The 13,431-nt window shown below is 34.4% G+C and carries 13 protein-coding genes; 7 read left to right on the plus strand and 6 right to left on the minus strand.

Annotated elements, in window-relative coordinates:
- Nucleotides 1-44: 44 nt before the first annotated feature.
- The 4 genes from fur to cls all read left to right on the plus strand — a co-directional run bounded on the left by fur (nt 45) and on the right by cls (nt 3,066).
- Nucleotides 45-503, plus strand: coding sequence for a ferric iron uptake transcriptional regulator (gene fur, locus A9G10_RS06685; protein WP_065558774.1), 459 nt, complete (start codon nt 45-47; stop codon nt 501-503).
- Nucleotides 504-568: 65 nt separating this feature from the next.
- Nucleotides 569-1,111: a septation protein A gene (locus A9G10_RS06690; RefSeq protein ID WP_065558775.1), complete on the plus strand. Its 543-nt coding sequence runs from the start codon at nt 569-571 to the stop codon at nt 1,109-1,111.
- Nucleotides 1,112-1,138: 27 nt separating this feature from the next.
- Complete coding sequence (yciA, locus tag A9G10_RS06695) at nt 1,139-1,597, plus strand: acyl-CoA thioester hydrolase YciA (RefSeq protein WP_065558776.1); 459 nt, start codon at nt 1,139-1,141, stop codon at nt 1,595-1,597.
- A gap of 5 nt (nt 1,598-1,602) precedes the next feature.
- A complete protein-coding gene (gene cls / locus A9G10_RS06700) occupies nt 1,603-3,066 on the plus strand; it encodes a cardiolipin synthase (protein ID WP_065558777.1) in 1,464 nt (487 codons plus the stop codon).
- 41 nt (nt 3,067-3,107) lie between these two features.
- Here cls and cpdA read toward each other — a convergent pair whose 3' ends face one another.
- Both cpdA and nudF read right to left on the minus strand, forming a co-directional pair.
- Nucleotides 3,108-3,935 (minus strand): 3',5'-cyclic-AMP phosphodiesterase, encoded by an 828-nt coding sequence (gene cpdA, locus A9G10_RS06705; RefSeq protein WP_065558778.1) that lies wholly within the window; start codon nt 3,933-3,935, stop codon nt 3,108-3,110.
- Nucleotides 3,936-4,111: 176 nt separating this feature from the next.
- Nucleotides 4,112-4,741 (minus strand): ADP-ribose diphosphatase, encoded by a 630-nt coding sequence (gene nudF / locus A9G10_RS06710; RefSeq protein ID WP_065558779.1) that lies wholly within the window; start codon nt 4,739-4,741, stop codon nt 4,112-4,114.
- 138 nt (nt 4,742-4,879) lie between these two features.
- Here nudF and tolC point away from each other — a divergent pair, with 138 nt between their 5' ends.
- Nucleotides 4,880-6,229: an outer membrane channel protein TolC gene (tolC, locus tag A9G10_RS06715; RefSeq protein ID WP_065558780.1), complete on the plus strand. Its 1,350-nt coding sequence runs from the start codon at nt 4,880-4,882 to the stop codon at nt 6,227-6,229.
- A 105-nt stretch (nt 6,230-6,334) separates the two neighbouring features.
- Here tolC and A9G10_RS06720 read toward each other — a convergent pair whose 3' ends face one another.
- The gene (locus A9G10_RS06720; protein ID WP_065558781.1) at nt 6,335-7,225 is read right to left on the minus strand and encodes a LysR family transcriptional regulator; all 891 of its coding nucleotides are present in this window, start codon (nt 7,223-7,225) and stop codon (nt 6,335-6,337) included.
- 447 nt (nt 7,226-7,672) lie between these two features.
- On the opposite strand from A9G10_RS06720, the gene A9G10_RS06725 reads away from it, so the two are divergent.
- Nucleotides 7,673-8,461: an SDR family NAD(P)-dependent oxidoreductase gene (locus A9G10_RS06725; protein ID WP_065558782.1), complete on the plus strand. Its 789-nt coding sequence runs from the start codon at nt 7,673-7,675 to the stop codon at nt 8,459-8,461.
- Nucleotides 8,462-8,550: 89 nt separating this feature from the next.
- On the opposite strand, the gene metG is transcribed toward A9G10_RS06725, so the two are convergent.
- A complete protein-coding gene (gene metG / locus A9G10_RS06730; RefSeq protein ID WP_065558783.1) occupies nt 8,551-10,578 on the minus strand; it encodes a methionine--tRNA ligase in 2,028 nt (675 codons plus the stop codon).
- Nucleotides 10,579-10,830: 252 nt separating this feature from the next.
- On the opposite strand from metG, the gene apbC reads away from it, so the two are divergent.
- Nucleotides 10,831-11,898: an iron-sulfur cluster carrier protein ApbC gene (apbC, locus tag A9G10_RS06735; RefSeq protein ID WP_065558784.1), complete on the plus strand. Its 1,068-nt coding sequence runs from the start codon at nt 10,831-10,833 to the stop codon at nt 11,896-11,898.
- 101 nt (nt 11,899-11,999) lie between these two features.
- Here the strand turns inward: apbC and A9G10_RS06740 are convergent, their stop codons facing one another.
- Complete coding sequence (locus A9G10_RS06740) at nt 12,000-12,761, minus strand: acid phosphatase (protein WP_065558785.1); 762 nt, start codon at nt 12,759-12,761, stop codon at nt 12,000-12,002.
- A gap of 299 nt (nt 12,762-13,060) precedes the next feature.
- Entirely contained in the window at nt 13,061-13,414 is a 354-nt protein-coding gene (locus A9G10_RS06745) for a DMT family protein (RefSeq protein ID WP_065558786.1), read from the minus strand.
- Nucleotides 13,415-13,431 lie beyond the last annotated feature (17 nt).

The following is a 13,431-nucleotide window of genomic DNA, read 5'->3' on the forward strand; positions in this document are numbered from 1 at the left end:
TATTTTATAATAACTAATTTATATCAACTATATTGGGATGTAATATGACAAATCATGATAGAGATAATAATGCAGCGCTGAAAAGTGCTGGTTTAAAAGTTACATTACCTCGTTTAAAAATTTTAGAGCTACTACGTGATCCTTCATGCCAACATATTACTGTAGAAGATCTCTATAAAAAACTTCTTGATATGGGAGAAGAAATTGGACTTGCAACAGTTTATCGAGTTTTAAACCAATTTGATGACGCAGGTATTGTAACCCGACACAATTTTGAAGGTGGAAAAGCTGTATTTGAACTTGCAACACAACAACATCATGATCATCTAATTTGTTTAGATTGTGGTGAAGTCTTTGAATTTCGTGATGAAATCATTAATACCAGACAAAAAGAGATTGCAGAACAATATGGTGTAAAATTAACTTTCCATAGTTTGTACCTTTATGGTCATTGTGATTCCGGTAATTGCAAAAAACACCCAGAACTTCATACCAAAAAATAAGCCTATTTTATAGGCTTATTACTTTTTTAGGTTATTGTCATTATTTTGCTAGGTTAATCATCAAAATGAAACAACTTTTAAACTTTATTCCACTTGTCGTCTTTTTTATTTTTTTATCTATGTATGATATTTTTGTTGGCGTTCAGGCATTAATGATTGCATCCACTATTACACTTTGTGTCGTACTAATTTTATACAAAAAAATTGACAAAATAGAGCTAATCTCTTTTTTAATGGTAATGATTTTTGGTGGAATTACGCTAGCAACTCGAGAGCCAATTTTTATTAAATGGAAAGTAACTATAATTAATTTTTTATTTGCTGCAGCGTTATTAATAAGCCGATTTCTATTTAATAAGAATCTTCTAAAAAAAATGTTGAGCAAGGAACTCCAATTAAGTGATGCGGTATGGAACAAACTAAATTTAGTGTGGATAGGATTTTTTATACTTTGTGGTGCAATTAGTTTGATAGCGACTTATTATACTTCTGATTACTTTTTTTGGAGGTTTAAAGTCTTTATTTTACCCATTGCATCATTGTTATTATCCTTAATTTCTGGTATTTATATCTATAAAAATCTTAATAAAGATTTAGAAAGTAAATAAATAGCATAGGTAGGAGTATTTTTAGAGATGAAACAAACAACTGACAGTCCCAAGGGACAATTAGTACTCAGAACGCTTGCTATGCCTTCGGACACCAACCCACATGGACATATATTTGGTGGTTGGATCATGTCTCAAATGGATCTTGCTGGTGGTATTTTATCAAAAGAGATTGCTAAAAACAGAGTCGTTACTGTTAATGCCAGTAGCATTACTTTTTATAAACCCGCTATGGTTGGTGATGTAGTTTGCTGCTATGCTCGTTGTATAAAAACAGGAAGAACCTCAATGACAATTGCTATTGAAGTTTGGATCAAAAAATTAATTGATACCGATGATACAACACAGCGCTTTTGTATTACCGATGCGGTATTTACCTATGTCTCGGTCGATAAACATAATAATCCAAAACCTTTACCAGAAATATTTCAAAACTTCGATTGCGACAAAGACCCGATTAGCAAATTAAATCTTAACAATAGTTGAGCAACATGCAATTATACTCATTCCATACTCTAATTAGTTCGTTGATCTTTCTAACTTATTGGTTGCTCATTGTAGCAACCTCATTGCGTATTGTTTTCAAACGCAGACCGACAACCTACGTTATTGCTTGGATGTTAATAATCTATATTTTACCAATTGTTGGAATCATACTCTACTTTGCCATAGGTGAAGCCCATTTAGGTCAACAACGAGTAAAACGTGCACAGCAAATGCGCCCGACTATTGCTAAATTTATCAATCGACTTGAAGATTTTCCTGACATTTTTACCCGTAATGTTAGTCAAGTCAGCAAACCGATTTTTCAACTTTGTAAGCACCAAACCGGACTTGATGGTATTAATGGTAACCATATAGAGTTACTTAGCGAAACAGATGAGATATTCGATCGTTTAATCGATGATATCAATCATGCCACATCAAACATTGAAATGGTTTTTTATATCTGGAACGAAGGCGGTAGAGCGGATGATGTTGAGAATGCATTGATTGCAGCAACAAAACGAGGCGTAACCTGTCGTTTAATGGTTGATTCCGCAGGTAGTCGTCATTTTATCAGAACCAAAGCAAGTAAACGAATGCGTGATGCTGGTATTACAATTATCGAAGCGTTAAAAGTAAATCTGCTACGTTTTATGTTCCGACGTCTTGACCTGCGTCAACATCGCAAAGTTGCCATTATTGATAATTATATTTCTTATACTGGCAGTATGAATATCGTGGATCCTCGCTATTTTAAACAAAATAAACACATTGGCGAATGGGTAGATATCATGGTACGAATGAATGGCCCAGTTACAACGTTAATGGGGGCAATTTATGCAAGTGATTGGGAGCTTGAAACGGGAAAATACTTAGCATTACCGCAAATTACTGAGTTTGCCGAACCCCCCGAAGAGAAAAAACACATAATGCAATTAATTGCTTCAGGACCGGGTTATACTGAAAATATGATTCATCAAGTGCTGTTAACCGCAATATATTCAGCGCAAGAACAAATTATTTTTACTACCCCTTATTTAGTGCCTAGCGATGATATATTACACGCTGTTGTGACAGCTGCTCAGCGAGGTGTGGAAGTGATTATTATCGTTCCGAAAAAAAATGATTCACTTATGGTCAAATGGGCTAGTCGAGCATTTTTTTCTGAATTACTGGAAGGCGGTGTCAAACTTTATCAATTTAATGATAATTTATTACATACCAAAAGTGTGTTAATTGATAATCAACTTAGTTTAGTGGGTACCGTAAATTTAGACATGCGTAGTCTATGGCTCAATTTTGAAATCACCACAGTTATTGATGATGCTGAATTTGCTAAATCGTTATCTCAACTTTTACATAAATACTTATCTAACTCAGATATTGTAAATATTGATGAATGGAAAAAACGCCCAATTTGGCAACGTGTTATTGAACGACTTTTTTATTTTTTTGCACCGTTGCTATAAAAAATTAACTATTTGAAACTAATGTTCTAATTGGGTCTAACTTAATAGCCATTTTGTGACATATCTGGTTGAAAACAATTGTCAGCAATGCGATAAACCTTGGATTGAATTGATCCATCTATTGCTAGCTTGATTTCTCGCCATCCTGGTGCTTCATAGGATAATTTAAAATCATAAGATTTTGGCATAAATTGTATGCAAGTTGAAGGTGTAGAAAACGCTTTGCAGCCGTGCCAAATATAATCCAGACTTTGATGAATATGTCCCCAAGCTACACCTTTTATATTGGGTTGATGCTTAATAATTTCTTCTAATTCATGTTTGTTTTTTAATATGTGTTGATCTAACCAGTGACAACCTGACTCAATAGCATGATGATGCAAAAAAACAAAAGCATAACGATCATTGTGAATTGTTAATGTGCGTTGCAAAAATTCAAGTTCTGACTGGGGTAAAAAACCATAGGCTTGACCTACAACCTGACTATTAAGCAACACTAAAAGCCATTTATTCCCTAGAAGAACAATTTTATTTTCAGCTAGTTGATAGTCAGCAAAAATTTCTTGCATATCATGATAATTGTCATGGTTACCAGCTAACCAAACACAAGGTAGATTAAATTTCTGTATTTGCTCGGCAAAAAGACGATAAGCTTGTTCTGATCCATCTTGAACAAAATCACCTGTTGCCACTATTAAGTCAAACGGGCTATTTCTATTTTCTATTTCTCTTATCACTGTTTGAAAACTAGCATTTGAATCAATACCTAATAATTTACTTTGGTCATTAGCAAAAAGATGTGTATCGGTAATATGTAAGATATTACTGTAATTTCTATTTATGATTGGAAGCGTTAAAAATGACTCCAAAATTTACCTCAACATTTTATCAAAATACACGATTAGAGATAATCAAATCCCAAAAATAAGGGTAGCAAAGCTGGCTAGACTAAATATTTTTTATTATAAATTCAAGTAGATTTATAAAGTGTAAAATGGATCACATTTTTATGAAAGAAAAACTTAAATGTGATCATTGCCATTGATTATATCCATTCATCTTTTAATGATTTATAGTTGAGCTGTAACCATTGAAGCGCAATAATTGATGCGGCATTATTAATTACGCCTTCTTGAACCCACTGATAAGCTTGCTTACGGCTAATTACATGCACTTTGATATCTTCGTTTTCTTCTGCCAATCCATGAACGCCCATCGCAGTTGAAGAATCTACTTCACCAACTAATATATGAAGTTTTTCCGTTAATCCCCCCGGTGATGCCAAATAACTTACAATCGGCTTACAACGTCCAATTGTTACACCCGCCTCTTCCATTGCTTCTCGCCTTGCAACCTCTTCATAAGATTCATTTTCATGATCCATCATGCCTGCAATAAGTTCTAATAACCATGGACTATCCTGAGTTTCGATGGCAGCGATACGAATCTGTTCTATCATGACTATGTTATCAAGTTTTACATCATAAGCTAATAGCACGACAGCATGTCCCCGCTCCAGAATTTCTCGCGTTACGACATCGCTTTTGGTGCCGTCAAATTTACGGTACTGAAAACGATATTCGATTAAAGAAAAAAAGCCTTTATACAAAACGCGTTTAGTCAAATTGAACACATCTTTCTTGTTAAACACAACAGGATCATTATTAATTTTCATAGAAACTCTCAATTTTAGTCTTAATTTGAATAAAAAGTGCGAATAGTTAACAAACTATGCTTACTATATCCTATTTATCTGTTAAAATTATGCAAATTAAAAATACTATTATATTTGAATGTTTTAAAGAGAAAATTGATGAAAAAAACTTTAACCTTTCTAATCGGCTTAGCGCTAAGCCACTCTGTATTTGCCGAAAATTTGGTTCAGGTTTATGAACAAGCTAAGGAAACGAATCCTGATTTAAGCAGTTCATTAGCTGAAAAAGAAAAGGCATATTCAGCAATTTCTGGATCACGAGCAAGCTTATTACCACAAATTGGTTTAAGCGCTTCTTATGGTGTAACTCATGGGCGTCGTGATACCAGTGGTGTAAAATCCAAAAGCGGAAACCTTTATCAAGTAAGCTTATCACAAAGTATTTTTAATTATTCTAATTGGAAAGCTTTAGACATCACTAAAAAGCAAGCTAGTATTGCCGATATAGCTTATCAATATCAAGGACAAACGCTTATATTAAATACCTCAGTTGCTTATTTTAATGTACTTAAAGCACTTGAAGCATTAAACTTTATCGATGCACAGAAAAAAGCAATTGGTCGTCAGTTACAACAAACCAGACAACAACATCAAGTTGGTTTAGTAGCAATTACCGATGTGCAAAATGCGCAAGCAAATTATGACCTTACGCTTGCTCAACAAGTTAATGCGTTAAACGACTTGAATAACGCTATCGAAAACTTACGTCAGGTCAGTGGACGATTCTATTCAAATTTAGCGACCATTAATACCAAAATGTTTAAAACCGAAGCGCCAATTTCAATTAATTCGTTGTTAAAACAATCTGAGGTGTCTAATCTGAATTTATTAACAATGAAATTAAACCAAGAAATAGCGCGTGATCAAATCAAATTATCACAAGCAGGGCATCTACCAACAGCTAGCTTAGATGCATCAACAAATCTAAATAAAACCGATAGATATGGAGATAATTTTGCGACTAATGGTGGTCACAGAGGAAAATCTTATTCGGGCAATAACTATGTTGGATTAAGTTTAAATTTACCTATCTTCTCAGGTGGAGCCACGCAATCCAAAGTTGAGCAAGCTCAACACAACTACGTTAGTTCAAGTGAAAAGCTTGAAAGTACTAATCGCAGTGTAATCAATCAAGTCCGTTCTTCTTATAACAATATTTCTTCGTCAATCAGTGCGATTAAAGCTTATCAACAAGCGGTTGTTTCAGCTGAAAGCTCATTAGAAGCGACGAATTCAGGTTATCAAGTAGGGACTCGAACTATTGTCGATGTATTGAATGCGACCACTCAACTTTATAGCTCTAAACGAAATTTATCAGATGCGAAATATAACTATCTTATAAATTTACTACAACTTAAATATGCTGTTGGTACATTAACCGCAGACGATTTAGTCTACCTAAATAATATGCTAGGTAATGAAGTTAGTACCTTAGCGACAATACAATAATCTTTAAGTATAACTGTTTGACTTTGGGCGATTTTATCGCCTTTTTTTATTGCCTTATAACAGCTATCTTAAATCAAGTCTGATCTTAAAATCATTTGATGATTTTCATGACATCGTATTAACCACGAATTCAATAAACATTTTCATTATAGCTAGCGGTTGCCTATCAGCAGTATAAAGCATATGGACTTCCCGAGCGGGGGGTAAGTAATTTTGTAATATCGGTAATAGTTTATCTTGTTTTATCGCCTCATTCAGCATCGGTTCGGGTAACATCGTTATCCCCAAACCTTCAATGGCGGCAATTGCTAATGCTGAAGTATCATTTGATTGTAATGAGCCAGAAATAGAAAGATTGACGACTTTGCCATTCATCGTAAATGGCCAAACATAATCATTTTTATTCCGATTCACATATTGATAAATTAGACACTGATGATTTTTTAAATCGTCAGGAACAGCTGGTACGCCATTTTGCATCAAATAACTCGGCGAAGCGGCAAATATAAGTTGAAAAGGTTTAAGTTTGCGTCCGATCAAGCCAGAATCATTTAATTGACCGATACGAAACACAATATCATAATCCTCTTTTACTATATCAACATAGCGATCACTTAATTGGATATCAATGTTTAATTTAGGGTAGCGTTTCATAAAACGGCTAATAACCGGAATTAAATTATAATGTCCATAACTGACAGGTGCACTAATCCTTAATCGACCTTTTGGCTCTTCAATAAATTGTTGCGCTAATATCTTCGTCTCTTTTATTTCTGCAAGAATTAACAAACATCGTTGATAATACTGTTTACCAAATACAGTAAGATGTTGCGAGCGAGTTGTACGATTAAGTAATTTTAATCCTAAGTGTTTTTCTAAAAAAGCAATATATTTAGTCACCATCTGCGGTGAAGTATTCAATGATACTGACGTAGACACAAACGATCCGGTTTTCACCGTCAATACAAATGCTTCCATACACTTTAATAGATCCAAATTATCAACTCCCAGTTGTTAATAAATCAATTTTTATAATATTTATTATCTCTTATTTTATAAAGATAATAAAACAAAATCATCTAGGGTATGAAAGTAAAATTTACCACGAGATAAATAGGTATTGTCAATTCAACTTCTATTGAAAATATCATTATAGATTCAAAACTAAATAATATAAAAAACTGAAGATCGCTTGTTATCCTAAGCAATGACGTGAAAAGTAAACATCTTTATATTTCCATAATTTATGCAAAGGATATTGGTTATATCAAAACTAGCTCTATATCCTAAAGTTGGTGATTGGCGTGAGCTTAACCAACAAAAACTTTTTTAATTAAAATTAATTAGTTATATAACTGAAATTCAACAAACAAAAAATTACTCCACAATCTATGGAAATCTAACATAACAATTACTTTATTAAGAAATTAAAAGGAACAAAAAATGAACAGTCATGATAAAAAATACACTGCAATTACCGGCGCAAGTTCAGGCATTGGTTATGCTACTGCAATTGAATTTGCTAAACGAAATAAAAACCTTATATTGATAGCAAGAAGAGAATCACAACTAGAAACATTGAAACAAAAAATTGCCGAATTAAATCCAAATTTAGACGTCATCATTAAAATTTGTGATTTGTCGCAAGCCAATAATGTTTTTTCACTCTTCAAACAATTAGATAGCTATTATATTGAAACATGGATAAATAATGCAGGTTTTGGGCATTATGGAAGTGTTAAAGATCAAGATTTAGATAAAATACAATCCATGCTACATTTAAACATCGAAGCCTTAACGATTCTATCAACGCTTTATGTGCATAAATATCACCATCAATCTGGCACACAAATAATTAATATCTCCTCACGAGGTGGATACACAATTGTACCCAACGCTGTCACTTATTGTGCGACTAAATTCTATGTTAATGCTTTTACTGAAGGTTTAGCGCAAGAATTAAGACAAGCAAAAGCGAAATTAACGGCTAAAGTCTTAGCCCCTGCGGCAACCAAAACTGAATTTGGTCAAAAAGCGAATAATGTCAATGAATATGACTATAATAAAAGTTTCAGCCAATATCACACCGCAGAGCAAATGGCGGGTTTTTTAATGGCGCTATATGATAGCGACAACATCATCGGGGAAATCAGCACAAAAGATTTTTCATTTACATTAAAAGATAGCATTTTACCTTATTCTGGCAATGCGGCTGAAAATCAAAAGTCTTAAAACTTTTGCACCAAAACACGTTAAATAAAAAATTAAACATCTTAACAAGTTTTTTTACTTGTTAAGATGAAAAAAAAGAAAACAATTAATTACGAAATTCGCATGCCCGGTTTTGCACCACTATCAGGCGACAATAAGTAAACGCCTTCACTATCATCTTTACCGCTTGCACAAAGTACCATGCCTTCAGAGATACCAAAGCGCATTTTACGAGGCGCTAAGTTGGCGATCATAATCGTTAATCTGCCCACTAAAACTTGAGGGTCTGGATAAAACTCTTTAATGCCTGAAAAGACATTACGGGTTTCGTCTCCAATATCAAGTGTAAGTTGCAATAATTTGTCTGATCCTTCAACTAGGTTTGCATTTTTAATCAATGCAACACGCATATCTACTTTTGCAAAATCATCAAAATTTATGGTATCAGCAATCGGTTCAGCGACTTTTTCTTTAGCAGGTGTCGCTAATGCTGCTTGTTGTTTAGTTTCGTCAATCATAGCAGTAATTTTATCCATATCTATACGGTTGAATAGAGCTTTAAATCGGTTAATACTATGTCCGGTTAAAGGCTGATTAATCGCTTCCCAAGTCAATTCGCTATTTAAAAATGCTTCAGTGCGTTCTGCTAATGCTGGCACAATAGGTTTTAAATAGGTCATTAAAATACGGAAAAGATGAATCCCCATTGAACAAATATCTTGTAATGCTTGATCTTGCCCTTCTTGTTTTGCCACAACCCATGGCGCTTTTTCATCTATATAACGATTTGCTTCGTCAGCCAGTGCCATAATTTCACGTATTGCTTTACCCGATTCACGTTGTTCAAAATATTCAGCAATTACTTTCGATTTTTCAACAAACAAAGCATAAAGTTCTGGCTCAGCTAGATTATCAGACAATTTACCGTCAAAACGTTTGCTGATAAAGCCTGCCGAACGAGAAGCAATATTAACAACTTTATTAACTAAATCACTATTAACACGTTGGACAAAATCTTCCAAATTTAAATCGATATCATCAATATGTGGCGACAATTTCGCTGCATAATAATAACGCAAACAGTCAGGGTCTAAATGTTTTAAATAGGTACTTGCTTGAATAAAGGTACCCCTTGATTTTGACATCTTAGCACCATCGACTGTCACATAGCCATGAACAAAGATATTAGAAGGTTTACGATGTTCACTACCGTCTAACATTGCCGGCCAAAATAGACTATGGAAGTAGACAATATCTTTACCGATAAAATGATAAAGTTCAGTCGTTGAGTTTTTATTCCAAAACTCATCAAATATCGCTTTATTATTTTTATTACAGTAATTAAGGAAAGATCCCATATAACCTATTGGCGCATCTAACCAAACATAAAAATATTTACCCGGCGCATCCGGAATTTCAAAACCAAAATAAGGAGCATCACGACTAATATCCCAAGGTTGTAATCCAGCTTCAAACCACTCTTGCATTTTATTCGCAACTTGATCTTGCAATGTTCCAGAACGGATCCACGCTTGTAACATTTCTGAAAAAGCGGGCAAGTCAAAAAAGAAATGCTCTGAGTCTTTCATTATTGGAGTTGCGCCAGAAATAACTGATTGAGGATTGATGAGATCAATTGGATTATAAGTTGCACCACAAACCTCACAGTTATCACCATACTGATCGGGTGCTTTACAACGAGGGCAAGTGCCTTTCACAAAACGATCAGGTAAAAACATCTGTTTTTCTGGATCGAATAATTGTGATATTACTTTTGTTTTGATGTAACCATTAGCCTTTAGCTTTTTATAAATCTGCTCAGAAATTTCACGATTTTCTGGGCTATGCGTTGAATGGTAATTGTCATAACTAATGTTAAATCCAGCAAAATCACGTTGATGCTCAGTTTTAACTTCTGCAATCATCTGTTCAGGCGTCATTCCTAATTGCTGAGCTTTAAGCATGATTGGCGTACCATGCGCATCATCTGCACAAATAAAGTAAATCTCATTGCCACGCATTCGTTGATAGCGTACCCATACATCAGCCTGAATATGTTCTAGCATATGTCCTAAGTGAATTGAACCATTTGCATAAGGAAGTGCACAAGTCACTAATATTTTGCGTTTTGTTGTCATGTCAATTTAATACCTTTTATTACATAATGTCGGGAATAGTACATCAAACATGGGATTATCGCTAGATTTATGCCATAATTTAATAAAAATTCTTTCCTGATTCAGAAAAATCAGCAAACTAATGACTCACGATATTTTGGAAAGCATAAAATAATTTGGCTGTTCTCAATATTTTACTTAAATAAGCATGATAACTATACAAATCAGCATAAAAGCAGATAAAACCGTAGATAAAAATGAAGGCTAATCACCATGGAACCCAAAAAGATTCTTGAAAATTTTACTCATCCTACTTTGCGAAAAAATTTAATCGAATTAGGCGCCGTTAAGAAGTGTGAATTGGAAAATCAAACTTTGCATATTCATTTAACGATGCCCTTTGCATGGCAAATGACCTTTGAAGAGCTGAAAAAGACTATCACACCTCAATTACTTGAACTTGACGGTATAAAACAAGTCAATTGGCAAATTGATTTCAATATTGCCACTCTTAAACGAGCTAACCATCAACAAGCGATAAAAAACATTAAAAACATCATCGCCATTAGCTCTGGTAAAGGGGGAGTCGGTAAATCATCAACCGCGATTAACCTTGCGCTTGCACTGCAAAAACAAGGCGCCAAAGTTGGTATTTTAGACGCCGATATTTATGGCCCTTCTATACCTACCATGTTAGGAACCGAAAAACAACAGCCTCTCACCCCCGACAATAAACATATGACCCCAATTATGGCCTATGAATTAGCCAGTAACTCGATTGGCTATTTAGTCGATTCAGATGGGGCTATGGTATGGCGAGGACCAATGGCAAGCAAAGCATTATTGCAAATTTTGCAAGACACGCTTTGGCCAGAACTCGATTATTTAGTGATTGATATGCCACCAGGTACAGGAGATATTCAATTAACACTCGCGCAAAGTATTCCTGTTACTGCCGCAGTGATTGTTACTACACCACAAGACATTGCCTTAATCGACGCAAAAAAAGGGATCACCATGTTTAATAAGGTTAATGTCCCGACGTTAGGTATTGTCGAAAACATGAGTTACCATATCTGTGAAAATTGTGGGCATCATGAGGCAATTTTTGGTGAAGGTGGCGCGGCACAGCTTGCCGAAAAATATCAAACTCAACTACTTGGGCAAATACCACTACATAAAATGTTGCGACAAGACCTTGATACAGGAACGCCAACAGTCATTAATCATCCTGACAGTGAATTTACTGAAAATTATTGTCGAATTGCTGGGCAACTTGCCAGTGAATTATTTTGGCAAGGTGAAGCGATTTTACCGGATATCTCATTTAAAGCGTTATAATTGTTAAACTTGATATTGGTTGTTTAACAAAACAACCAATATCAGCCTTAAATTGATAAACATTGGATTTACAATCAAATCATATTTTTCGATAACTCTTATTACTTTCTACTTTGTTGATTGGTTTGTAAGCGGTTAAACTCCATTTTGGCTTTTGCTAATTGTTGATTAAACTGGGCATTAGCATGCAGTTGTGCAACCACACTCGCCGCCATGACTCTAGCTGCATCAATATCACTTTGCCAATGGTATCCACAAATAACACGGCTTTCACCCACTTCAAGACCTCGTTTCAAAATTTCATTTTGACGTTGTGGGTTGATTTCAGCTAACACCAACGATATGGCAAAACCAATTGTTGTATGTCCTGAGGGATAAGATCCATTGGTAGAAAGCGTTTTTTCGTCTTCCGGTCGGCAAGTGGGCTCATTGAAAAAGGAAAATGGTCGGATACGATTGTAATAATTTTTCGCCGAACGTGTAGCCAGATCACCTGCATCTTCTTTCATTGTAGTAATCAATTTGTAAATTTCGGGTGTCTTGATAGCAGATATATCAAAACCAAACGACGTTGAAAATTGCTGAGTGACATTTTCCTTACTAGAGTCAGCATCAATATAAGCTTGCCTTCCTCGTTCGGTATGACGCATCGATTTACCCCAATCATACATGGCTTTATCCCTTAAAAATTCGACACTGGTAAATGCAGGAGGTGGAGGTAACAATTGTAAACTATCGGGAGCTTGATTTTCAGTAAGAAAATAATCATTGGGATGTGTTGTCACATCTTTTATTTCTACGGCGAATGCTTGAACACATAATAAAGAATACAGCATCATACTTTTAACTAACATTTTTTGCATAGACTGCCCCTTTTCTCTCTCGATATTGTTATTCCTATATCATTGGTATTTAAAACGATTAAATTGCCTTGTTACAATTTCCATACAATAAAATTTTCTAAATTTTATTGTCTAATCACATTGATTTATTTGATATTAATTAATCTTAAATTGAATTATTGGATTAATAAATGACATCATTTACATTATGTGATAACTATCACATTTTCATACTGTCACTTTTTATCAATAGTGATATAAAGATTGAATCACTATTCTAGCCGTAATGATATTTAAAATAGAGGTAGCATAACTGTTTATTATGCAAAAATTTTATCTCGAAACATAAAAAATACTGCGCCAAGCAAACAGAAACCAGCCCAAATATAATCAGTTTTAAAAGGTTCTTTTAAGATATAAATTGAAAAGGGTATAAAGACAGACAAACTAATGACTTCTTGAATAATTTTTAATTGACCTGCCGTGGCAACTTGAAAGCCTATACGATTAGCTGGAACCTGCAATAAATATTCAAATAGCGCAATCCCCCAACTAATAAAAACGGCAACAATCCAGACTTGATTATGCAAAAAACGTAAATGACCATACCAAGCGAACGTCATAAATAGATTACTAAAAATTAATAGACATATCGTAATAAAAAGTTGATTCATGATTATCATCACTGCTA

Origin of the sequence: Gilliamella sp. wkB308 (assembly GCF_001690185.1) — a bacterium.
Taxonomy (GTDB): Bacteria; Pseudomonadota; Gammaproteobacteria; order Enterobacterales; family Orbaceae; genus Gilliamella; species Gilliamella apicola_I.